18 protein-coding genes are annotated in these 21,495 nt (G+C 65.0%); 6 read left to right on the top strand and 12 right to left on the bottom strand.

Annotated elements, in window-relative coordinates; all coding sequences use genetic code 11:
* Window positions 1–145: 145 nt before the first annotated feature.
* Entirely contained in the window at window positions 146–2,059 is a 1,914-nt protein-coding gene (gene dxs, locus MA07_RS07515; RefSeq protein ID WP_244445183.1) for a 1-deoxy-D-xylulose-5-phosphate synthase, read from the top strand.
* Between the two features lie 127 nt (window positions 2,060–2,186).
* On the opposite strand, the gene MA07_RS07510 is transcribed toward dxs, so the two are convergent.
* Complete coding sequence (locus MA07_RS07510; RefSeq protein WP_036348776.1) at window positions 2,187–2,900, bottom strand: superoxide dismutase; 714 nt, start codon at window positions 2,898–2,900, stop codon at window positions 2,187–2,189.
* 106 nt (window positions 2,901–3,006) lie between these two features.
* On the opposite strand from MA07_RS07510, the gene MA07_RS07505 reads away from it, so the two are divergent.
* Together MA07_RS07505 and MA07_RS07500 are read left to right on the top strand one after the other, a co-directional pair.
* Window positions 3,007–3,735 (top strand): TlyA family RNA methyltransferase, encoded by a 729-nt coding sequence (locus MA07_RS07505; protein WP_036348774.1) that lies wholly within the window; start codon window positions 3,007–3,009, stop codon window positions 3,733–3,735.
* Complete coding sequence (locus MA07_RS07500; RefSeq protein ID WP_244445182.1) at window positions 3,728–4,978, top strand: RNA methyltransferase; 1,251 nt, start codon at window positions 3,728–3,730, stop codon at window positions 4,976–4,978. The genes MA07_RS07505 and MA07_RS07500 overlap by 8 nt, the downstream gene beginning before the upstream one ends.
* Window positions 4,979–5,220: 242 nt before the next feature.
* Here MA07_RS07500 and MA07_RS07495 read toward each other — a convergent pair whose 3' ends face one another.
* The 4 genes from MA07_RS07495 to MA07_RS07480 all read right to left on the bottom strand — a co-directional run bounded on the left by MA07_RS07495 (window position 5,221) and on the right by MA07_RS07480 (window position 9,778).
* Complete coding sequence (locus tag MA07_RS07495; protein WP_036348769.1) at window positions 5,221–5,970, bottom strand: SOS response-associated peptidase; 750 nt, start codon at window positions 5,968–5,970, stop codon at window positions 5,221–5,223.
* Between the two features lie 9 nt (window positions 5,971–5,979).
* Window positions 5,980–6,975: a magnesium transporter CorA family protein gene (locus MA07_RS07490; protein WP_036348767.1), complete on the bottom strand. Its 996-nt coding sequence runs from the start codon at window positions 6,973–6,975 to the stop codon at window positions 5,980–5,982.
* Between the two features lie 168 nt (window positions 6,976–7,143).
* Window positions 7,144–7,995, bottom strand: coding sequence for an NAD(P)-dependent oxidoreductase (locus tag MA07_RS07485; RefSeq protein WP_036348764.1), 852 nt, complete (start codon window positions 7,993–7,995; stop codon window positions 7,144–7,146).
* A 4-nt stretch (window positions 7,996–7,999) separates the two neighbouring features.
* Complete coding sequence (locus tag MA07_RS07480; RefSeq protein WP_036348761.1) at window positions 8,000–9,778, bottom strand: acyl-CoA dehydrogenase; 1,779 nt, start codon at window positions 9,776–9,778, stop codon at window positions 8,000–8,002.
* Between the two features lie 125 nt (window positions 9,779–9,903).
* Here MA07_RS07480 and MA07_RS07475 point away from each other — a divergent pair, with 125 nt between their 5' ends.
* The gene (locus tag MA07_RS07475; RefSeq protein WP_036348758.1) at window positions 9,904–10,875 is read left to right on the top strand and encodes an L-threonylcarbamoyladenylate synthase; all 972 of its coding nucleotides are present in this window, start codon (window positions 9,904–9,906) and stop codon (window positions 10,873–10,875) included.
* Window positions 10,876–11,068: 193 nt separating this feature from the next.
* On the opposite strand, the gene wrbA is transcribed toward MA07_RS07475, so the two are convergent.
* Complete coding sequence (gene wrbA / locus MA07_RS07470) at window positions 11,069–11,671, bottom strand: NAD(P)H:quinone oxidoreductase (RefSeq protein WP_036348756.1); 603 nt, start codon at window positions 11,669–11,671, stop codon at window positions 11,069–11,071.
* Between the two features lie 171 nt (window positions 11,672–11,842).
* On the opposite strand from wrbA, the gene MA07_RS07465 reads away from it, so the two are divergent.
* On the top strand, window positions 11,843–12,790 hold the full coding sequence (locus MA07_RS07465) for a LysR family transcriptional regulator (protein WP_036348754.1): 948 nt from the start codon (window positions 11,843–11,845) through the stop codon (window positions 12,788–12,790).
* A gap of 172 nt (window positions 12,791–12,962) precedes the next feature.
* Here MA07_RS07465 and MA07_RS07460 read toward each other — a convergent pair whose 3' ends face one another.
* From MA07_RS07460 to MA07_RS07435, 6 genes are all read right to left on the bottom strand, one after another.
* Complete coding sequence (locus MA07_RS07460) at window positions 12,963–13,949, bottom strand: MDR family oxidoreductase (protein WP_036348751.1); 987 nt, start codon at window positions 13,947–13,949, stop codon at window positions 12,963–12,965.
* An 83-nt stretch (window positions 13,950–14,032) separates the two neighbouring features.
* Window positions 14,033–15,274: an MFS transporter gene (locus tag MA07_RS07455; protein WP_081928826.1), complete on the bottom strand. Its 1,242-nt coding sequence runs from the start codon at window positions 15,272–15,274 to the stop codon at window positions 14,033–14,035.
* A 164-nt stretch (window positions 15,275–15,438) separates the two neighbouring features.
* Entirely contained in the window at window positions 15,439–16,893 is a 1,455-nt protein-coding gene (locus tag MA07_RS07450; protein ID WP_036348746.1) for a M10 family metallopeptidase C-terminal domain-containing protein, read from the bottom strand.
* A 236-nt stretch (window positions 16,894–17,129) separates the two neighbouring features.
* The gene (locus tag MA07_RS31170; protein WP_160195400.1) at window positions 17,130–18,506 is read right to left on the bottom strand and encodes a M10 family metallopeptidase; all 1,377 of its coding nucleotides are present in this window, start codon (window positions 18,504–18,506) and stop codon (window positions 17,130–17,132) included.
* 88 nt (window positions 18,507–18,594) lie between these two features.
* Window positions 18,595–19,821 (bottom strand): cell wall hydrolase, encoded by a 1,227-nt coding sequence (locus tag MA07_RS07440; RefSeq protein WP_244445181.1) that lies wholly within the window; start codon window positions 19,819–19,821, stop codon window positions 18,595–18,597.
* 111 nt (window positions 19,822–19,932) lie between these two features.
* The gene (locus MA07_RS07435; RefSeq protein WP_036349094.1) at window positions 19,933–20,781 is read right to left on the bottom strand and encodes a helix-turn-helix transcriptional regulator; all 849 of its coding nucleotides are present in this window, start codon (window positions 20,779–20,781) and stop codon (window positions 19,933–19,935) included.
* A 125-nt stretch (window positions 20,782–20,906) separates the two neighbouring features.
* Between MA07_RS07435 and MA07_RS07430 the strand changes: the two genes are divergently transcribed.
* Window positions 20,907–21,308, top strand: a complete 402-nt coding sequence (locus MA07_RS07430; protein ID WP_036348739.1) for a hypothetical protein — start codon at window positions 20,907–20,909, stop codon at window positions 21,306–21,308.
* The last annotated feature ends 187 nt before the right edge of the window (window positions 21,309–21,495 follow it).

Here is a 21,495-nt window from a genome sequence, read left to right as displayed (position 1 = left end):
CACCGGTGCGACAGGTTGCCCTCACCTTGGCAGGAGTTGACCTGCCCTGCCTGGGCGGAGGAGAGGAGGTTTCCGATTTGACCCTCCTGGTTTAAGTCCCTATCTCCTTTGTCTGGCCTTCGGTCGAAGCTTGGCGAGTAAAACGTTGTCCACACCCCTCCTCGACACCATCAAGACTCCCGACGATCTGCGTCAGCTGCCCGAGAGCCAGCTCCGCCAGGTGGCGGACGAGCTGCGGACCGAGACGATCAGCGCGGTTTCCGTCACGGGCGGGCACCTGGGGGCAGGCTTGGGCGTGGTCGAGCTCACGGTGGCGCTGCACTACGTCTTCGATACCCCGCGCGACCGGCTGATCTGGGACGTGGGCCACCAGGCCTACCCCCACAAGATCCTCACCGGCCGGCGCGACCGGATCCGCACCCTGCGCCAGGCGGAGGGCCTCTCGGGCTTCACCAAGCGCCAGGAGAGCGAATATGATCCCTTCGGCGCGGCTCACTCCTCGACGTCGATCTCGGCTGGCCTCGGCATGGCCGTGGCGCGGGATCTGGAGGGTGGGAAGAACAACGTCGTCGCGGTCATCGGCGACGGCGCCATGTCGGCCGGCATGGCCTATGAGGCCATGAACAATGCGGGCGCCATGCATTCGCGCCCGCGCCTCATCGTCATTCTCAACGACAACGACATGTCCATCGCGCCGCCCACCGGCGCCATGTCGTCCTATCTTGCCCGCCTGGTCTCCGGCGGCACCTATCGGGGCCTGCGCGAGACAGCCAAGCAACTGGCCAGGAAGCTGCCGAAGTTCATCTACGAGAAGGCCCAGCGCGCCGAGGAATTCGCCCGCGGCTTCTGGACCGGCGGCACCATGTTCGAGGAGCTGGGCTTCTACTATGTGGGCCCCATCGACGGCCACAACCTCGACCACCTGCTGCCGATCCTGAAGAACGTCCGCGATTCAGAGACCGGCCCGATCCTCGTCCATGTGGTGACCAAGAAGGGCAAGGGCTACGCGCCGGCGGAGGAAGCGGCCGACAAGTATCACGGGGTCGTCACCTTCGATGTGGTGACGGGCGCCCAGACCAAGGCGAAGGCCAATGCGCCCGCCTACACCAAGGTCTTCGGCGAGAGCCTGATCAAGGAAGCGGGCAAGGACGACAAGATCGTCGCCGTCACCGCCGCCATGCCGACCGGCACGGGGATCGACCTCTTCGGCAAGGAATTTCCCGCCCGGACCTTCGATGTCGGAATCGCCGAGCAGCATGCGGTGACGTTCGCGGCCGGCATGGCCACCGAAGGCTACAAGCCATTCTGCGCCATCTATTCCACCTTCCTGCAGCGGGCCTACGACCAGGTTGTCCACGACGTGGCGATCCAGAACCTGCCCGTACGCTTCGCCCTGGACCGGGCGGGCCTCGTCGGCGCCGACGGCCCCACCCATGCGGGCTCCTTCGACATCGCCTATCTCGGCTGCCTGCCGAACATGGTGGTGATGGCCGCCGCCGATGAGGCCGAACTCGTCCACATGGTGGCCACTGCTGCGGCCTACGATGCCGGACCCATCGCGTTCCGCTATCCGCGCGGCGAGGGTGTGGGCGTCGACATGCCCGAACAGGGCGTGCCGCTCGCCATCGGCCGGGGCCGTGTGGTGAAGGAGGGCAGCCGCGTCGCCATTCTGTCGCTCGGCACAAGGCTTGGCGAGGCCTTGAAGGCAGCCGAGGAGCTGGAAGCGCGCGGCCTCTCCACCACGGTGGCTGATGCCCGCTTCGCCAAGCCCCTCGACGAGGAGCTGATCTTGCGCCTTGCCCACGACCACGAGGTGCTCGTCACCGTCGAGGAAGGCTCCATCGGCGGCTTCGGCTCCTATGTGCTGCAGCTGCTCGCCGAGAAGGGCGCCCTCGATCGCGGCACCCTGAAGGTGCGCTCCATGGTGCTGCCGGACACCTACCAGGATCAGGACAAGCCGGAGCGTATGTATGCCAAGGCCGGGCTCGATGCCGCCGGTATCGTGACCAAGGTGTTCGAGGCGCTCGGGCAGGAAGAGACCCGGAAGGTCAGGGCTTAAACCCTCGATCATCAGCGGTCGTCATGGCCGGGCTTGTCCCGGCCATCCCGATTATGAAAAGCGATGCGCTTTACCAACCGAGATCACCGGCACAAGGCCGGTGATGACACCCCTTTGGATCCTCCTCTTAAATCGTAAGCGTCCCGGCCTTCGCGGCGGCATAGCGCTCGCCGATCCGGTTCCAGTCGAGCACGTTCCACCATGCCTTCAGGTAGTCCGCCCGGCGGTTCTGGTACTTGAGGTAATAGGCGTGCTCCCACACGTCGTTGCCCATCAGGACCCGCTGCCCGTCCATGAGGGGCGTGTCCTGGTTAGGCTTGGCAACGATGGCGAGCTTGCCGTCGCGGGCGACGGTCACGAAGACCCAGCCGGATCCGAACTGCCGCGTTCCGGCGGTATTGAAGTCCTCCTGGAACTTCGCCAGCCCGCCGAGATCCCGGTCGATGGCGCTCTTGAGCTCGCCCGAGGGCTCACCACCCTGACCGCCCATGATCTGCCAGAACATGGTGTGGTTGGCATGGCCGCCGCCGTTGTTGCGCACCGCCGTGCGGATCGATTCCGGCAGCTCGCCGAGCTTCGCCAGCATCTCGTGCAGGGGCATCCTGGCCGCCTCGGCATTCTGGGCGAGCGCCGTGTTCAGGTTGGTCACATAGGCCGCATGGTGCTTGCCGTGGTGAAGCTCCATGGTCTGCGCGTCGATATGCGGCTCGTTCTTGGACGGGGCATAGGGCAAAGGATCGAGCTTGAAGGGACCTGATGGGGCTTGCGCCCAGGCGCGGGGAATGGCAGCGCTGGCGGCCAGCAGGGTGGCGCCTGTCAGGAGGTGGCGACGGCTGATCATGGGATCTCCGTTGGCTGTGAGAAGCTTGTGAACGAGAGATGATTTAGGGCCGGGCCCGGTTCCTGCCCATGAAGAGATCGTGAACGCATATGGATGTGAGACTTCAATGACCCGCAAGCGCGCCGACGTGGCCCTGGTCGAGCGCGGCTTCTTCGCAAGCCGAGCCCGGGCCCAGGAGGCGATCTCCGCCGGCCTCGTGACCGTGAACGGCGCCGTGATCCGCAAGGCGTCGGACCCGGTGCCGGAGGAGGCCGTGATCACCGCCGAGCAGCCGCACCCTTACGTCTCCCGCGGCGGCGTGAAACTGGCGGCAGCGCTCGACCTGTTCCAGATCGACCCGACAGACAAAATCTGCCTCGACGTCGGAGCTTCCACCGGAGGTTTCACCGAGGTGCTGCTCAACCGGGGCGCGGCGCATGTGTATGCGGTGGATGTGGGGCACGGCCAGTTGCACCCCACCGTCGCCGGCCATGCGCGCGTGACCAATCTGGAAGGAACGGATGCCCGCTCGCTGAATGGCGAACTCGTTCCTCAAGCCCCGGATCTTCTCGTGTCGGACGTGAGCTTCATCTCGCTCAAGCTGGTGCTGCCGGCGGCTGTCGCCCTGCTGAAACCCCGGGCGGAACTGGCAGTTCTGGTGAAGCCGCAATTCGAAGCCGGGCGCGATCACGTGAAGAAGGGTATCGTGCGCGATGGAGCCGTGCATCGCGCCGTGTGCGAGGATATGAGAGGCTTCGTAGCCTCGCTTGGCTTCGACGTCATGGGGCTTATCCCCTCGCCCATCGAGGGCGGGGATGGTAACCGCGAGTTTTTATTGGGAGCCCGACGTGGCTGAACAGGTCATCATCAGGCGCCTCGGCGCGAAAGCCGACGGCATCGCCGAGAGCGCCTCCGATTCGATCTTCGTGCCGAAGGTGCTGCCGGGCGAGACCGTCACGGTCGAGCGCGATGGATCGCATGCGCGGCTTGTCAGCGTCGATGTGCCCTCGCCCGAGCGCGAGACGCCGTTCTGCCCCTATTTCGACGCCTGCGGCGGCTGCGCCACGCAGCACATGAAGCACGGCTTCTATCAGACGTGGAAGCAGGAGATCCTCGCGCACACCCTGCGGCAGGCGCGGATCGAGGCTCCCATCGAGCCGCTCATCGACGCCCATGGCGAGGGCCGGCGGCGCGTGACGCTGCACGTGCGCTTTCCCGACCGCGCCATGCATGTGGGCTACATGGCGCCACGCAGCCACCAGATCGTCGAGATCGCGTTCTGCCCCATCGCGGAGCCCGGCCTCAAGGATGAGGCTCCCAGAATCGCCCGCGCCATCGGCGAGCACCTGAAGGGACCGCGCAAGCCGCTCGACATCCAGGTCACGCAGACGCAGACCGGCTTCGATGTGGACGTGCGCGGGCACGGCCCGATGAAGGACGCGGAGCGCCTGAGCCTCATCGATTTCGCGAGTTCGCTCGACCTCTCGCGCCTCTCGATCCACGGCGATGTGGTCGTGGAGCGTCGTCCGCCTGCGATCCTCATGGGCCGCGCCTCCGTGGTCCCGCCTGCGGGCTCGTTCCTGCAGGCGACGCGGCTCGGCGAGGAGGTGCTCGCCGGATTGGTGACGGAAGCCTGCGCGAAGGCCAAGCGTGTGGCCGATCTCTTCGCCGGATCGGGACCCTTCTCCCTGCGCCTCGCAGAAAAGGCGGAGGTGCACGCGGTCGAGTTCGACAAGGGCTCAACGGCGGCCCTCGACAAGGCGTTCCGCGTCACGCCGGGTCTTCGCCGGATCTCGACGGAGGCGCGCGATCTCTTCCGCCGCCCGCTGCTCACGCCGGAGCTCAACGCCTTCGACGCAGTGGTGCTCGATCCGCCCCGTGCGGGTGCGGAGGCGCAGGTGAAGCAGATTGCCGTGTCGAAAGCGCCGCTCGTGGTGAGCGTCTCCTGCGACCCGGCCACCTTCGCCCGCGACGCAGCCATTCTGATGGACAGCGGCTATCGCCTGGAGCGCGTCGTCCCCGTCGACCAGTTCAAGCACTCGCCGCACCTGGAAGTCGTCGGCATCCTGCGAAAAGACGTGGCGAAGAAGCGGCGGTGACATGAATGGCGTGATCCCGGAAGAAGCGCAGCGAAGATCCGGGATCGCCTTGACCAGCATGGCACTGTCATCCCGGGGCCGCGCAGCGGAGCCCGGGATCCATAACCACGCCCTTGAACCAGTCCGGCACCCCCCGCGGTTATGGATCCCCGCCTGCGCGGGGATGACAGTGGAGTTTCAAGCGCCACCTTCGTCCGCGATCCCGGATCGGCTGCGCCATCCGGGATGACTGTGCCGAAGAACTAAAACAAGCTCCCCTGCTCGTCCTCGTCGCTGGAGAGCGGCTTCTTCGCCTTCGGCTTCGTCTCTCGCACCGGCGCAGGCTCCGGCGCTCTCAGAGGCTCCAGCAGGCCTGCATCGTCGTTCTCGACCTTGTTCACGCGGCTCGAGACCGGCACCATGTCGAGCCACTCGTCCGGGCAGGGCCGCACGAGGCGCATCACGTCGGCGCGCTCGTCGCGCACATCGAGCCAGGCTCCGATGTCTTCGGGCGACAGGATCACGGGCATGCGGTCGTGCACGGCGGACAGCGTGCCGTTGGCGTCCGTGGTGACGATAGCGGCCGTATCGATCTCACCACCGTCCGGGCTGCTGTAGGTCTCCCACAGGCCTGCGAGCGGCATCGGCCTGCGGTCGCACGGGCGGATCAGGAACGGCGTCTTCTCGCGTCCCTCCCGCCGCCATTCATAGAAGCCGTCCGCGAGGAAAATGCAGCGTCGGCGCTTCAGGGCATGCCTGAAGGTCGGCTTCGTTTCCAGCGTTTCGCCGCGGGCATTGATGACCAGGGGAAAATCCTTCGGATCCTTCACCCAGGACGGCAGGAAGCCCCAGCGCACCAGCATGAAATGCCGCTCGCCGCGATCCTCCAGCACGATGGGCACAGGCTGGGTGGGGGCCACGTTGTAGCGCGGAGGAAAGTTCGGCTGCTCCGAATAGCCGTAGAACTCCCGGTAGGTCTCGGGTGGGAGCGTGATTGCATAGCGCCCGCACATGGAATTCTCCTAAAGCCACCGCTTCCAGCGGAAGAACAGATAGGGCAACGCGGCGGCGAGGATCATGAGGGTGATCGCCCAGGCATAACCGAAGTCCCATTCGAGTTCGGGCATGAACTTGAAGTTCATGCCGTAGAGCGACGAGACCAGGGTCGGCGGCAGGAAGATCACCGACATGACCGAGAAGATCTTGATGATGTCGTTCTGCTCGATGGTGACGAGGCCGAGCGTCGCATCGAGCAGGAACTGGATCTTGTTGGACAGGAACGTCGCATGCTCCTCGATGGACTGCACGTCGCGCAGGGCCGTGCGCCATTCCGCCTGGTAGCCTGCCGTCTTCTGCGGCCGCGGCATGCTGGCCGAGAGGAACAGCAGCATGCGCTCCACCGACACCATGCTCTCGCGCACGTTGGAGATGATGTCGCCCTTGCGGCCGATGGATTTCAGGGCGGCACGATAGGATGCGGCGCGCTTGGCGCCCTTGCGCTCGTTCTCGAAAATCGCCTGCGACAGGCGGTCGATGCGCGAACCGACCGTTCCAAGGATTTCGGCCGCACGGTCGATGATGGTCTCGATGAGACCGTCGAGCACGGCTTGAGGCTGATGTCGGCATCCGCCGGGCTTGCCCGCACGGGCCATGAACATGCTGAAGGAGCGCGGCTCGCCATAGCGCACGGTGACGAGCGCCCGCTCTGTGAGAATGAACGACACGTCGATGAGCTTCGGCGCATCCGATTCGGAACTGCACAGCACCCGCACCGTCATGTATCGGGCGTTGTTCTCGTGGTAGAGGATCTCGGACGGTTCGATATCCGCCATCTCCTCCCGGGTCGGGATCTCGATGCTGAGATGGGTCTCGACGAGCTTGTCCTCTTCGCGGGTCGGCTCGATCAGGTCGATCCACAGGGCATCGTCGGGAATGGGTGTTCCCGGCGGCAGGACGTAACGGTCGAGGGACTGACCTGCCTGTCCCGTCGCCTGCGCTGGCCTGTGGATCAAAATCATACCCGTCTCCGCATTACCGGGTATGTTCTAGCGCATCGTGCGGAAAAGTGGATCCGGTTTTCGCTGACGCGGCCCTCCGGGTCCGCGCCGAACGATGCGCCAGTATGAAGAAATGCATCGGACCCATAAGTGGAGCCCACTTTTGGGTCCGATGCTGTAGCCCGACTCTCATGACAATTGCGAAAGGGGTGGCGTGTCGTCGGGCACGAAGAAATCCGGCGCGAGCGGCTGTGTCGGATCGACCCGGTACTTCCCGAAGTCCGTCACGCCCTCCCCGTGCAGGAAGACATCGTCGATGAGGAAATGGCCCGAGAAGCTTTTCGAAGGCTTCTGGAAGATCGCATAGGCTGCATCCGATAGAATCTCCGGCGTGCGGCTGGCCTGCACGAGGGCGTCTCCGCCGAGCAGGTTCTTGACTGCGGCGGTCGCAATCGTGGTGCGCGGCCAGAGCGCGTTGACGGCGATGCCCCGGCCTCGCAGTTCGCCTGCCAACCCCAGCACGCAGAGGCTCATACCGTACTTTGCCAGCGAATAGGCCAGATGCGGGGCGAACCACTTCTCGCTCATGTCCAACGGCGGCGAGAGCATGAGAATGTGCGGGTTCTCCGCCTTCTCGAGATGCGGAATGGCGTATTTCGACACCATGTAGGTGCCGCGCGTGTTGATCTGGTGCATCAGATCGAAGCGCTTCATGTCCGTGTGCGGCGTCGGCGTGAGGCTGATGGCGCTCGCATTGTTGACCACGATGTCGAGGTCGCCGAAGGTCTCGACCGCTTTTGCAATAGCGCCCTTCACCGCTTCCTCGTCGCGCACGTCGACCACGAGCGGCAGCGCCTTGCCGCCGGCCGCCTCGATTTCCTCTGCGGCCGAGTAGATCGTGCCCGGCAGCTTGGGATGCGGTTCAGAGGTCTTGGCCGCGATGACGACGTTCGCGCCGTCCTTTGCTGCGCGCAACCCGATGGCGAGACCGATGCCCCGTGAGGCGCCGGTGATGAAGAGGGTTTTTCCGTTGAGGCTCATGGGATCAGCCCGCGAGTGCCAAGGTTGCGTCCTGCAGGAAGCCTGCACCGCTCATCACCGTTTCCTCAAGCCCCTTCGCGCCGACGGCGATGTTTTCGGCAAAGAAGCGGCAGAGCGCGATGCGGCCGGCATGCGCCGGGTCGCTGTCGCCTGCCGAGGCCTGCGCGTTCGCTGCCAGGGCCATCTCGGCGAGGGCAGCCCCGCCCTGTGCGAGGGCGAAGAGCCGAAGGTATGGCGTTGCGCCGGCAAGCGCCTCGCCCTGCGCGTTGGAGGACAGCGATTTCAGCAGATGGCTCGTGGCCCGATCGAGGCTCTCGATGGCATCGCGCAGGCGCGGCGCGGTCGCGCCGAACGCAGGCGAGCTTTCCTTCAGCAGGCGCGCGACCGTGGCGCGCATGGTGGCGATCTGCGCCCGTATCGTCTCGCCGCCGGAGAGCGGCAGCTTGCGGGTCACGAGGTCGATGGCCTGGATGCCGTTGGTGCCCTCGTAGATCGGCGCGATGCGCGCGTCGCGGAAATGCTGCGCCGCGCCGGTCTCCTCGATGAAGCCCATGCCGCCATGGACCTGCACGCCGATGGAGGCGACCTCCATGCCGATATCGGTGGAGAACGCCTTCGCCACCGGCGTCAGCAGCGAAGCACGCTCATGCGCCTTCTTCCGCCGCGCGGGGTCCTCTTCGAGATGCGCCCGGTCGATAGCCTCGGCCGTCATGTAGCAGATGGCGCGCGCGGCAGCGGTCAGCGCCTTCATGGTGAGCAGGTTGCGCTGCACGTCCGGATGGACCGCGATGGGGCTCATGCCTTCCACCGCTCCGATGGCCCGTCCCTGCCTGCGCTCGTTGGCATAGCCGAGCGCCTGCTGATAGGCGCGCTCGGCAATGGCCACCCCCTGCAGGCCCACCGCAAGGCGGGCGTTGTTCATCATCGTGAACATGCAGTTGAGGCCGCGATTTTCCTCGCCGACGAGCCAGCCGACCGCGCCGCCGTTGTCGCCGAAGATCATGGTGCAGGTGGGCGAGGCATGGATGCCGAGCTTGTGCTCGATGGAATGGCATCGCACGTCGTTGCGCGTGCCGTCGCTCAAGAACTTCGGCACGAGGAACAGCGAGATGCCGCGGGTGCCAGCAGGCGCATCGGGCAGGCGCGCGAGCACGAGATGGATGATGTTGTCGGTGAGGTCGTGCTCGCCGTAGGTAATGAAGATCTTCTGGCCCGTGACCTTGTAGGTGCCGTCGCCCACCGGCTCGGCGCGGGAGCGCAGGGCCGCAAGATCGGAACCCGCGTGCGGCTCCGTGAGGTTCATGGTGGCCGTCCATTCGCCGGAGACGAGCTTTTCGAGATAGCGGCCCTTGAGATCCTCCGAGCCGTGCTGGACCAGCGCCTCGATGGCCCCCATGGTGAGCACCGGACCGATGCCGAAGGCCATGGAGGCGGCGTTCCACATCTCGACGCAGGCAGAGTTCAGCAGGGTCGGCAGTCCCTGGCCGCCGTATTCCACCGGGCCGGGGAGCGCGTTCCACCCGGCCTCGGTCCAGCCCCTGTAGGCCTCCTTCCAGCCCGGGGCGGTGGTCACGGTGCCGTCCTTGAGGATGACGCCGTGCTTGTCGCCCTCGCGGTTGAGAGGCGCGATCACGTCGTTGGCGAAGCGGCCCGCCTCCTCCAGGATCGTCTCGGCCAAGTCCGTGGAGAGGTCGCCATAGACGCCGTCCGCCACGGCGCGGTCGAGGCCCGCCACGTGCCGCATGGTAAAGACGATGTCGGGGACGGGCGCACGGTAGGTCATGGGCGGTTCCTCTTGAAGCCATGGGCTTTTCATATTGACGCGTGTTCTCGCGCCGTTAAACCCACCCGGCAAGGGGATTTTCCCCACGGGCAAGGAATAGTTTAGACGTGAACGATCTTGGGTCAATGCGCCAAACGGAGCGTCTGACGTCCGATGAGGCCAGTCTTGCCCGTGCGGCGGAGATCCTGCGGCGCGGCGGCCTCGTGGCCTTCCCAACGGAGACGGTCTATGGCCTCGGGGCGGATGCTACGGATGCGCAAGCCGTCGCCGGCATCTACGCCGCCAAGGAGCGCCCGAGCTTCAACCCGCTGATCTCCCACCTGGAGAGCTTCGAGGCCGCTCAGAAGCAAGGTGTTTTCGACGAAACGGCCCGGCGCCTGGCGGAGGCCTTCTGGCCCGGCCCGCTGACCCTGGTGGTTCCGGTGGCACCCACCTGCACGATCTCTGATCTTGCCCGTGCCGGTCTCGACAGCGTGGGCCTGCGCGTGCCGGCCCATCCGCTTGCCTATGCGCTGCTGCAGAAAACCGGCCGCCCGGTTGCCGCGCCCTCTGCCAACCGCTCGGGGCGCGTCAGCCCCACGGATGCCGATCACGTGCTGGGCGATCTCGACGGTCGCATCGATGCGGTGCTCGACGGCGGATCATCCCAGGTGGGCGTCGAGTCGACCATCGTCGCCTGCCTCGGCGGCACGCCCCGCCTGCTGCGCCCGGGCGGCGTGCCGCGCGAGGCCATTGAGGCACTGATCGGGATGACGCTTGAAGCCGGGGCGGAAGGCGGCAAGAGCCCGCTGGCGCCAGGCATGCTCGCGTCCCATTACGCACCCCGCGCACGGGTGCGCCTGAATGCGGCGCGCATCGAGGCCGATGAGGCCGTTCTGCTGTTCGGTGCTCAGCCTCTTGAGAGCATGGAGACAGCCCGCACCGCTCTGAACCTCAGCAAAAACGGCGACCTCGTGGAGGCCGCCGCTCATCTGTTTTCCTATCTGAGGCAGCTCGACGCCTCGGGAGCCGCGACCATTGCCGTGGGCCCGATCCCTGAGACGGGCCTGGGCGAGGCCATCAACGACCGCCTGCGGCGCGCTGCGGCGGAGCGGTAAGCCCGCTCCGAAGCATTCATCGAACCACACCGTGTCATCACCGGCCTTGTGCCGGTGATCTCGATGCGAAAGGCGCCGCGGTGTCATTCCCGGCCGGAGCGTAGCGGAGGGGAAGGGAATCCATAGCGCTGAGCGTGCCAGTGGATCCCCTTCCCTCGCCTAAAGGCTCGCCGGGGATGACAGCGTGTGTTTCCTACTTCACCGCCAACTTCGCGGCGATCTGGGCCACGTGCCGGCCCTGGAAGCGGGCCCCGTCGAGGTCGATCTCGGTCGGCTGGCGCGAGCCGTCGCCACCGGCAGTCGTGGAGGCGCCGTAGGGCGAGCCGCCGCGGATCTGGTCGACGCCCATCTGGCCCTGGAACGAATAGGGCAGGCCCACGACCACCATGCCGTGATGCAGGAGCACCGGCAGCGTGGTAAGGATCGTGGCCTCCTGGCCGCCGTGCTGCGTGGCTGCGGAGGTGAACACAGACCCAACCTTGCCGATGAGCTTGCCCTGCGCCCAGAGACCCCCGGTCTGGTCGAGGAAGTTCTTCATCTGGGCCGTCATGGTGCCGTAGCGGGTCGGCGTGCCGAAGATGATGGCGTCGTATTCCGGCAGCTCCTCAACGGTGGCGATGGGCGCCTTCTGGTCGGTCTTGTAATGAGCGGCCTGGGCCACGGCCTCGGGCACGAGCTCCGGCACGCGCTTCACCACGACCTCGGCGCCGGCCTCGCGGGCACCTTCGGCGGCGGCATAGGCCATCTGCTCGATGTGCCCCCAGGACGAATAATACAGAACCAGAACCTTGGTCATGTGAACTCCGATTGCTTGAATTGAGACGCAGACCAGCCCTCTCCTGGCCTCTCTTCAAGAAAGGCCGGATGCGCACTGCCCTGCGGGTGTTGGACATTCAAGAGGATAAGCTTTCTCCCCTGCAAAACCAGTGCTAGATATGCAGGGCCTCTCTTGCGTGAATGCAAACCCATGTCCAAGCAACAGCATCTCGAATGGGACGATTTCCGGCTCGTGAAGATCATCGCCGAAGCCAATGGGTTGGCCGGCGCGGCCGAACGTCTTGGGGTCAACCACTCGACGGTCTTCCGCCGGCTCGGCCAGATGGAGGAGAACCTCGGGGTCAAGCTCTTCGAGCGGCACCGAACCGGCTACGTGCTCACCACGGCCGGCGAGGAGATGACGGCGCTGGCCGAGCAGATGGAGGAGAATGTCACGGCGTTCACCCGCAAGCTCGCAGGCCAGGCCGTGGCGCCCGCCGGCGAGCTGCGGGTCACCACCAACGATACGCTGCTCGTCCACCTGCTGACGCCGATCTTCGCCCGCTTCATCAAGGCCTGCCCGGAGATGCGGCTCGACGTGGTTCTCGCCAACCAGGCCCTCAACCTCTCGAAACGCGACGCGGACGTGGCGATCCGCGCTACGGACGATCCGCCCGAGACGCTGGTCGGACGGCGCGTGGCCACCATCGCCTGGGCAATCTATGGCCGGAAGGCGGACTTTCCCGATGTGCGGGGACCGGAAGACGTGACTCTGGCCGATCTGTTCGACCGGCATTGGGTCGCGCTGGGAGACAACCTGGCGACCCTGAAGGTCGCCCGCTTCGTGCGCGAGCACGTGGCACCGGACAACATCGTCTACAAGGTCAACACGGTGCTCGGCCTTTCCGAAGCCGTGGAGGCCGGAACGGGCATCGGCCCCCTGCCCTGCTTCATTGCGGATGCAAGCCCCAACCTCGTGCGGCTGTCGGACATCAATGCGGATTTCGCCGCGGGCCTGTGGCTCCTGACCCATCCGGACCTGCGCCAGTCCGCCCGCGTGCGGGCCTTCATGGACTTCATGGCCGCCGAGATCGCCAAGCAGAAGAAGCGGATCGAAGGGACCGGAGCAAAAAACGCCCTGCTCAGCGAAGCCGGCTAGCGGGTGATCTCCAGCATTCTGCCCACGTCATCCCCGGACTTGTGCCGGGGATCCACGTCTTTGTTGCCTCGCGGTTCCTAAGACGTGGATGGCCGGGACAAGCCCGGCCATGACGAGAGAGAATTGTCAGCGCATGGCGCTTTTAAGGTTGATTTATAAGGCCGATAGCAAACTAACCGATCTCCACCACCACCCGGCCCCTGATGCGTCCGGCGACGATCTCCTGACCCGCCTCCATCACTCCATCGAGCGGGATGGTCGAGGTCATGGCGGCAAGTTTCTCGTGATCGAGCTCGCGGGCGATCCGGCTCCAGGCTTCGATCCGCAGTGCCTTGGGGGCCATCACCGAATCGACGCCGAGCAGGGACACGTTGCGCAGGATGAAGGGCGCCACGGTGCCGGGCAGATCCATGCCGCCGGCAAGCCCGCAGGCCGCGACGGCGCCACCATATCGGGTCATGGCCAGGACGTTGGCCAGAGTCGTGGACCCGACCGTGTCGACACCCGCCGCCCAGCGTTCCTTGGCAAGCGGCTTTGCCGGGCCGGTGAGTTCGCTGCGCTCGATGATCTCGGATGCGCCGAGGCTCTTGAGATAATCCGCCTCCTCGGGCCGCCCGGTCGAGGCGATCACGTGCCAGCCGGCCTTGGCGAGCAGCGCCACCGCCACTGAGCCAACGCCGCCGACGGCGCCCGTGACGACGGCCGGGCCGCGCTCCGGACGCAGGCCGTGCCGCTCCAGCGCCATCAGGCAGAGCATCGCTGTGTAGCCTGCGGTGCCGACGGCCATGGCCTGCTGCGGTGAGAGTCCCTCGGGCAGCGGGATCAGCCAATCACCCTTGACGCGCACCTTCTCCGCATAGGCGCCGAGATGCGTTTCGCCCAATCCCCAGCCGTTGAGGACGACGGCGTCGCCGGGCTTGAAGTCCGGGTTCGACGAGGCTTCCACGGTGCCGGCGAGATCGACGCCCGGGATCATCGGAAAGCGTCGTACCACCGGGGCCTTACCGGTGAGCGCGAGTCCGTCCTTGTAGTTCAGCGTTGAGTGCGACACGCGGACGGTGACATCGCCGTCCATCAGATCAGCCTCGTTGAACTCGCGAATGCCGACATTCTGACCGGCGTCAGTTTTGTCGATGACCATAGCCTTGAATGCGCTCATGCCGATTCCTCCCCGGTCCATTTGTGGCGCGGCGGAGGATGAGGGCAAGCGTGGAGGCTTCATCCCTTAGCAGGGAGGCGTGCCTACTCCGCCGGCTGCAGCGCCGGGGCGCGGTCGACCGGCTGTTCCTTGATCGGCAGGTTGATCAGGGCCGAGGCCAGGCCGAGCAGGACGGAGAGCCACCAGACCATGCTGTAATTGCCGTTGATCTCGTAGAGCAGGCCGCCGAGCCACACGCCGAGGAAGCCTCCGACCTGGTGCGAGAAGAACGCGAAGCCGTAGAGCATGGCCATGTAGCGGGTGCCGAACATCAGCATCACCAGGGATGAGGTGGGCGGCACGGTGGAGAGCCAGAGCAACCCTATGGAGATGCCGAACAGGATCGACGTCACAGGCGTGGCCGGGATCAGGATGAAGGCCGCAATCGCCACCGAGCGGCCGAGATAGATCCAGGCCAGCAGCCAGCGCTTCGACATGCGGGTGGAGAGCCAGCCCGAGCCCAGGGAACCTGCCGCATTGGCAAGGCCGATGACGGCAAGCGTCCAGCCGCCGACGGCCGCCGAGAGGCCCGCATCCTTCAGGTAGGCCGGCAGGTGCACGGTGATGAAGGCGAGCTGGAAGCCGCAGGTGAAGAAGCCGAGCACCAGCAGCACATAGGAGCGATGCTTGAAGGCCTCCGACAGAGCCTGGGCAATGGACTGGTTCGGAGCCGCAGCCGGCCCGGACTGCGCCGTATCGCCGGTGGGCCGGGTCGCAAGCGCCAGCGCCAGGGGCATGACGATGAGCACGCTACCGGCGAAGACCAGAAGGGTGTGCTGCCAGCCGAAGGACTCGATCAGCACGTTGCCGATGGGCGGGAACAGGAACTGGCCGAAGGAGCCGGCCGCGGTGCCGGCCCCGAAGGCCATAGGGCGCCATTTTTCGGGGAGGATCTTGCCGAAGGCGCCGAGCACCAGGTTGAACGAGCAGCCGGAGAGGCCGAACCCGATGAGCACGCCGGCACCGATATGCAGGACGCTGGGTGTGGTCGCATAGGCCATGACGACGAGGCCGAGCGCGTAGAGAATGGCCCCGACGCAGAGCACGCGGAGTGCACCGAACCGGTCCGCCACCGCGCCGGCGAAGGGCTGTCCGACGCCCCAGAGAAGGTTCTGGATCGCGATGGCGAAGCCGAAGGTGTCCCGGCCCCAGCCGTATTCCGTGATCATCGGCAGCTGGAACAGCCCCGAGGAGGCCCGGGGCCCGAACGTGATCAGGGCGATGAGGCAGCCGCAGACGACGATGATTTCCGGGGAGACGCGGGAGCGGGCGGGCGATGCAGACATGGTCACGGCCTCAAGGGGCAAAACAGGGATGGCACCCTAGCTCAAGTCCCACATCAGCAGAATTGAAAGTTTGTCGCGTTTGGTATGACGCTTTGTGATGGAATGTCCCACAAACGAGGGCGGCACCCGATGAGGTGCCGCCCTTTGTTGGAATGCCGCCTCGCTCAGATGATGGCGAAGTCGTTGTGCGTGAGCGGCAGGTTCTTCTTGATCACGGCAAAATCGACGGCCTGACCCTTGCCCGATCCGTCGGCGTCGTAGGACAGAACGCCCGTCTTCTTGTTGTAGACGATGTAGTCGTTCTTGTCGGTGGCCTTCTCGCCGATCTTGAAGAAGGCTGCTTTGAGCTTGGCAGGGTTCTTGTCGGTCCCTTTGCGTCCGAGCTTCCTGAAGATGCTGTTCTCCAGCCAGATCGTGTCGTCCTTCACCTTGAAATCGGTGATGGTGTCCTTGTTCGTTCTCTTGTTCGGCGTCGTGGCGAAGACGAAGAAGTCCTTGCCGGCCCCGCCAGTGAGCTTGTTGACGGTGTTGTTTCCAATCAGATAGTCGCTGCCGTAACCGCCGATCGCATTTTCGATGACCGCCCCCTTTGCGATGGTGAAGCCACCGGCGACGTTCATATGCATGGAGATGAAGCCGCCGGCATTCGGATCACCGTTCGCCAGGGTGGCGGCTCGCAGGTCGATGACCACGCTCTTGATCGCGCCCCGAGCAGTGATCGTATCGTTGCCGCCGGCATCCCAGATGCAGGTCCAGCCCGTGGCTCGGCCGACGCCCCACTCTTCATCCCAGTCGTTGTATGTGGGCAGCTCGTAAACGTTGTTGCCTGTGGCCGTCGTCATGTTGGCGCCGTAGATCGCCTGCAGGGCGGCGATGTCGAAAGCCCCGAAGCTCTTCATGGAGCCCCACTTCCCGTTCGGATGCCCGGAGTTCTGAAAACTCCAATTGCCGGACATGACGGTGAAGGGCGCCTGATTAAGGCCGAACGGGCCGACGTCGTTTTCATGCGCAATGCCGGGAAACTCGGCATGAGCCTGCCGCAGGCCGAGCGCCTTGCCGACCATGTTCAGGATCATCGTATAGCCCATGCCGCCGGGATGCGAGCGATCCCATGCATCGCCGAAGTAGACACTGTGATAGAGCCAAGATTGGGCTCGGCCTGCTTCGAAACTCTCATTGGGGGTGTCGGCATCGGTCCAGACCCCGCCATTTTCCGAAACTTCTATGTGGGTCTTCCAGAGAACCATATTGGCGTCACTGGCGGGCCGAGCAGAGTCACCATAGACAGGGTCGACGGCGAATTTGACATTCGCAACTGCGGAAGCGTGCGCCAGCGCGTTTACGATAGGCACTGCGTCCACGTCGCGATAATCGCCTACGATCCATTCGGCTCCCTCGACACCGCCAACACTTTCAGAAATGAGATAGGGACGCCCATCCGAAGTGAACTTCGGCCCCTCCCCACCATGATGCCATATTGAACCCGGGCGGTCGTAACGCAGGCCGAAATCGAATGTGATCGGCCCGGTGCTCATGTCCCAGACCGCGCCGCCTGCAACCAGCGCGTCGATGTAAGCGCTGCCGTAGCCGGAGCCTGAAATCGTGCGAAAGCCTGCCATTGTCGATTCACCTCACTGATGCACTGCGCGTATTTATACTTAATTACGTTACAAACAACATGTGCAAAAGCGCACATCCTGTCGCTGCCGCAGGCCATGGAGCGCATCGATCCATGTGCAGGTCCTGAGGGCACATTCAGTCAGAATGAGTATTGATCGGCGGCATGCGCTTCCGGGCGCTGCCGACGCCTGTCGGGCCAAGCTTCGCGCCGGCGTGATTGCTGCCAAAGACCCGTCTAGATCACGAAAAACTCGTGGTGGGTCATCCTGAGGCCCTTCCTCAGGGTGGCGAATTCGACCGGTTCATGCTTCGAGCCCGTGCCGTCCGCATCGTAGGAGAGCACGCCCTTCTTAGCATCGTAGACGATCCGGTCCTCCCGGTCCTTCGCCCCGGATCCCGTGACGAACATGTCGTTCTTCAGCTTCACCGGATTGGAGATGGATCCGCGCCCGAGCTTTTTGAAGACCTGGTTGTCAAGCCAGATCGTGTCCGAGGCGACGCTGTAGTCGAGGATCCGGTCCTTGTTCGTGGTCTTGTTCAGTTTTGCATCGAACACGAATGTGTCGCGACCTGCGCCGCCTGTAAGGACATCGTTGCCGCCGTTGCCCTTGAGCGTGTTGGCTGCGGCATTCCCGTAAAGCTTGTCGTTCGAGCGTCCGCCCGTGGCGTTCTCGATCACGACGCCGTTCGCGATCGTGAAGCCGCCGGCGACCCCCGACTCCTGCGAGACGAACCCACCTGCGTTGCGATCCCCAGTCCTCAAGGTCGCAGCCCGCAGGTCGATCTGCACGCCAGCCGATGCATTCGCGGCTGTGATCGTGTCCGTCCCGCCTGCGTCCCAGATGCAGAACCACCCCTGCTGCTCGGTGAACAGGTTCCATGTGGGCAAGGTATAGACGTCCTTGCCTGCACCCGTCGCCATGTTCTTTCCGTAGAGCGCCTGCAAGGCTGCGATGTCGAAGGCTCCGAGCCCCGCCTGATTGCCATAGGTCACATCGTAGCCCGCCCGGTCCCACCCCGTGTTGTACGACATGACCGTCCAGATCCCCTGGTTCAGGCCGTAGGTTCCGGTCGAGTAGGCGTCGCTCACACCGGGAAAAGTCGTACCGCTCTCATCTCCACCATCATGAGGATGCGCCAAGCCCAGGCCATGCCCGAGTTCATGCAGCACGGTGTTGAGGCCGTCGCCCCCGAAATGCATATTGTTCCAGGAGGGCATAGAGGGATCGAAATATCCCCAGACCTGACCGCCCCCGGGCAGCTCATGGACGCCGAGCGTGCTGTCGCCGATCGCGGTCTTCCACCAGACGATGTCGGCTGCGCTCACCGTATCGACGAGCTGGAACCTGAGGCCGCAGACACTCCCATAAACAGCAGCCGCGTAGTCGAAGACGCCTATCTCTTCGAGGGTCCAGTCCTGCGCCTGGGCCGCGCTGGTGAGGATCTCGCTTTCACCGTGGCGGGCACTGGCTGCTGCGAAGTCGCCGCTCTGGCCGAAATAGACCTTGATGGGCTCGACGGTCGTGTTCCACGCCGTTCCGCCCCAGATCAGGGAATCGACGAAGACATTCCCGTAGCCGGCACCCGGCACAGCATTTCGGATCGTCGCCATCATTCCCCCGTCTCGATGCTTCGAGGCTTAAGCTTCTACTACTCTATTACGGTTCTCCTAGTGCCGAAACGCACAGGCGGGAATTTTCCTAAGTCTGCCCTGGCTTGAGCTTGTAGAAGATGTGCCGGCCGATCACGTCCATCTTCTTCAGGCGGCGCGACCAGGAGGGGCGAACGTAGTCCGCGTGGTAATGGGTGGCGCCACCGACATCGGCCAGATAGGTCCTGCCTTCGAGCACGGCGCTCGCCACGCGGGTCGCCCGTTCCCAGGAATCAGTGTCGCGGATGCGCAGGGATTTGCCCTCGCAGGCGAAGGTGAACTGGCAGGCCAGATGGCGGTGTCGGTTCTGGTAGACCACGCCGCAGATGGACGAGGGATACAACCCACTCTTCACGCGGTTCAGAATCACCTGAGCGACCGCCGCCTGCCCTTCCATAGGCTCGCTGCGCGCCTCGAAATAGACGGCCTCGGCCAGACAGCGCTGCTCCTTGTTCAGGTTGTCCGGGTCGATCAGGTCGGCATAGCGGGGGCGGTCGGGATCATCACTCTTCGGCAGGATGGTCATCATCTCGCCCCGGTCGAGGCGCGGCGATTGCAGCGACACGGGAGCGGCGGCGATCTCCATGGGCGTTGCATCCATGGGCGCCGGAGTGGCCGACGACAGGGTGACGGCTCGCTTCACCATCGGCGTCGTCGGGCTGGACGAGGCTCCGGTCGAGCCTGCCGCTGCGGCAGCCGGGGACTGCACCGAGGTGGCCTGCTGGGTCGTGGTGTATTCCGGCGCCTGCCAGGGCTCGAAGGTCTGCTCCATGTCGAATTCCTCGAGCTGCCCTTCCATGAGAACGGTGGGCGGCAGGAGGTTCTCGTCCCGGCTGTAGAGCAGGCGGGCGCTGCCCACCTGATTGAGCACCGGGCGCAGCTGCTTGGCGCGGCGGGAGAGGGTCGCGTGCGGCGCGACCAGCGGATTGCCCTTCGCGGAGCGGTCGATGACCGCGTCGGCACCCGCATCGGCTTTTCGCTCGGCCTTTAGAGGCTCGGAATCGGCCATTTCATCGGGGAGGTCGTAACGCGGCAGGGTGCGGAGGATATCGCGCTCGACCCCGAGCCTGCCTCCCGCAATGGAGGTGCCGGTCGGCGGCACGAGGGCGGTATCGACGAGGCGTGCGGTCGCGCTGCGCGGGGCAAAGCTCACGCCGGAATGGAGGTCGTTGCTGGCGGATGCCGTGAACGAGATCAGCAAGCCCGTGGCCAGCGCCCAGGGAGCCGTGGTGGCGCAGATCCATTTCACCCGAGATCGACGATACGGAAGACGCACGCGCAACACCCTGCAAAAAACTCGTGAACATCCGGAGCATCCAGCAGGAGGGCTCCGATGGATTAAAGTTATCGCGGGTTAAGGTTGATGGGTGGTTAAGGCGGGTTTGCTCTATTGGGCAGCGGCTGCGGCAGCCTGACGCTTGTCGGCCAGGTGCCGCAACGCATTCGCGGTATGCGCATCGGCCGGGAAAAAGGCCTCGATGGCGAGCTCCGACAGGGTCACGTCCACCGGCGTGCCGAAGATCGTGATGGTGCTGAAGAGGGTCAGCACGCCCTCGTCCGTCATGAGCTGGAGCGGCACGACGATACCGGCATAGTCGTGGCCCGTCTTGGGCGCACTGGCTGCCGCATCGGGCGTCGGATAGGAGCGCAACTCCTCGATCAGGGCCGCGAGAGCGGCGTCGCCGGTTGCATCCACCTGCCTGTGCAGGCGATGGACGAGGTGGTTGCGCCACTCGGTGAAGTTCACGATGCGCCGGGCGAGCCCTGCCGGATGAACGCTCAGGCGCAGCACGTTCACGGGCGGCTTCATCAGGGCCGGATCCACATCGCCGATGAGCGACACGAGCGCATCGTTGGCGGAGACCAGCGACCAGTGCCGGTCCACGGCGAGCGCCGGATACGGATCGTGCCCTCTCAACACGAGATCGACCGCCTGGCGCATGCTCGCCAGCGCCGGATCGTCCAGGGCGCGTTCCGAATAGACCGGCGCAAAGCCCGCAGAGACCAGCATGATGTTGCGCTCCCGCAGGGGCATGTCGAGCTTCTCGGCCAGAAGCAGCACCATCTCGCGGCTCGGCTGCGAGCGGCCCGTCTCAAGGAAGCTCAGGTGTCGGGTGGAGATCTCCGCTTCGAGCGCCAGGTCCATCTGGCTCATGCGCCGGCGCTGGCGCCATTCACGCAGATAGTCGCCCACAGGCAGGGTGCTGTTCACGGGTTGGGAATTCGCGGTTCTCATGAGCGGACCATAACGCGAGGCGAGCCTGTGTTCCATAACCTCGGAGGTAATCGACGGCGCTCCCTCCTGGCGCAATCCTGCATCCACGGTTGAACCACTCGACCGCCGAACCACAGGAGACAGCCATGATGAATATCCACTCCTCCCCGCTTCTTCGCCAGGCTCTCGTGGCCGATGCCGCCACCAGCGCCGCCTTCGGGCTCCTGATGCTGACCGGCGCCGGTCCCTTGAGCGGCGTTCTCGGGCTGCCGGAGGTGCTGCTGCGCATCGCGGGCCTCGTCCTCCTGCCTTATGCCGGCTTCATCGGCTGGCTGGGGGTGCGCGAGACGATCAGCAAGCCCGTCGCCTGGGCGGTGGTGCTGGGCAATGCGCTCTGGGTAGCGGACAGCCTGCTGCTTCTGGTGAGCGGCTGGGTCGCGCCGACGAGTGCGGGCTATGCCTTCGTGATCGCGCAGGCCCTGGTGGTGCTGATGTATGCGGAGTTCCAGTACGTGGGCCTGCGGCGTTCGGCGGAAGCCGTGGCGTGACGCACCATGCATGCCTCGTCATCCCGGACGGCGACAGCCGATCCGGGATCGCAAGACAAGTAAAGCGCTGTCATCCCGGGGCCGCGTAGCGGAGCCCGGGATCCATAACCACTGACGATGCAGGATAAGCAAAGCGGTATCCGTAGCGTCTTGGACGGTGGACGTTGTGGTTATGGATCCCCGCCTT

Origin of the sequence: Microvirga sp. BSC39, assembly GCF_000739015.1 — a bacterium.
Lineage (GTDB): Bacteria > Pseudomonadota > Alphaproteobacteria > Rhizobiales > Beijerinckiaceae > Microvirga.
Note: the sequence above shows the minus strand (reverse complement) of the source record. Positions and strands in the feature narration are given on the sequence as shown.

Coding starts and splice junctions, on each gene's coding strand:
- MA07_RS07510 (WP_036348776.1), bottom strand. CDS start 2,900: ATGATCAGCCGTCGCCACCTCCTGACAGGCGCCACCCTGCTGGCCGCC.
- MA07_RS07505 (WP_036348774.1), top strand. CDS start 3,007: ATGACCCGCAAGCGCGCCGACGTGGCCCTGGTCGAGCGCGGCTTCTTC.
- MA07_RS07495 (WP_036348769.1), bottom strand. CDS start 5,970: ATGTGCGGGCGCTATGCAATCACGCTCCCACCCGAGACCTACCGGGAG.
- MA07_RS07490 (WP_036348767.1), bottom strand. CDS start 6,975: ATGATTTTGATCCACAGGCCAGCGCAGGCGACGGGACAGGCAGGTCAG.
- MA07_RS07485 (WP_036348764.1), bottom strand. CDS start 7,995: ATGAGCCTCAACGGAAAAACCCTCTTCATCACCGGCGCCTCACGGGGC.
- MA07_RS07480 (WP_036348761.1), bottom strand. CDS start 9,778: ATGACCTACCGTGCGCCCGTCCCCGACATCGTCTTTACCATGCGGCAC.
- MA07_RS07475 (WP_036348758.1), top strand. CDS start 9,904: ATGCGCCAAACGGAGCGTCTGACGTCCGATGAGGCCAGTCTTGCCCGT.
- wrbA (WP_036348756.1), bottom strand. CDS start 11,671: ATGACCAAGGTTCTGGTTCTGTATTATTCGTCCTGGGGGCACATCGAG.
- MA07_RS07465 (WP_036348754.1), top strand. CDS start 11,843: ATGTCCAAGCAACAGCATCTCGAATGGGACGATTTCCGGCTCGTGAAG.
- MA07_RS07460 (WP_036348751.1), bottom strand. CDS start 13,949: ATGAGCGCATTCAAGGCTATGGTCATCGACAAAACTGACGCCGGTCAG.
- MA07_RS07455 (WP_081928826.1), bottom strand. CDS start 15,274: ATGTCTGCATCGCCCGCCCGCTCCCGCGTCTCCCCGGAAATCATCGTC.
- MA07_RS07450 (WP_036348746.1), bottom strand. CDS start 16,893: ATGGCAGGCTTTCGCACGATTTCAGGCTCCGGCTACGGCAGCGCTTAC.
- MA07_RS31170 (WP_160195400.1), bottom strand. CDS start 18,506: ATGGCGACGATCCGAAATGCTGTGCCGGGTGCCGGCTACGGGAATGTC.
- MA07_RS07435 (WP_036349094.1), bottom strand. CDS start 20,781: ATGAGAACCGCGAATTCCCAACCCGTGAACAGCACCCTGCCTGTGGGC.
- MA07_RS07430 (WP_036348739.1), top strand. CDS start 20,907: ATGATGAATATCCACTCCTCCCCGCTTCTTCGCCAGGCTCTCGTGGCC.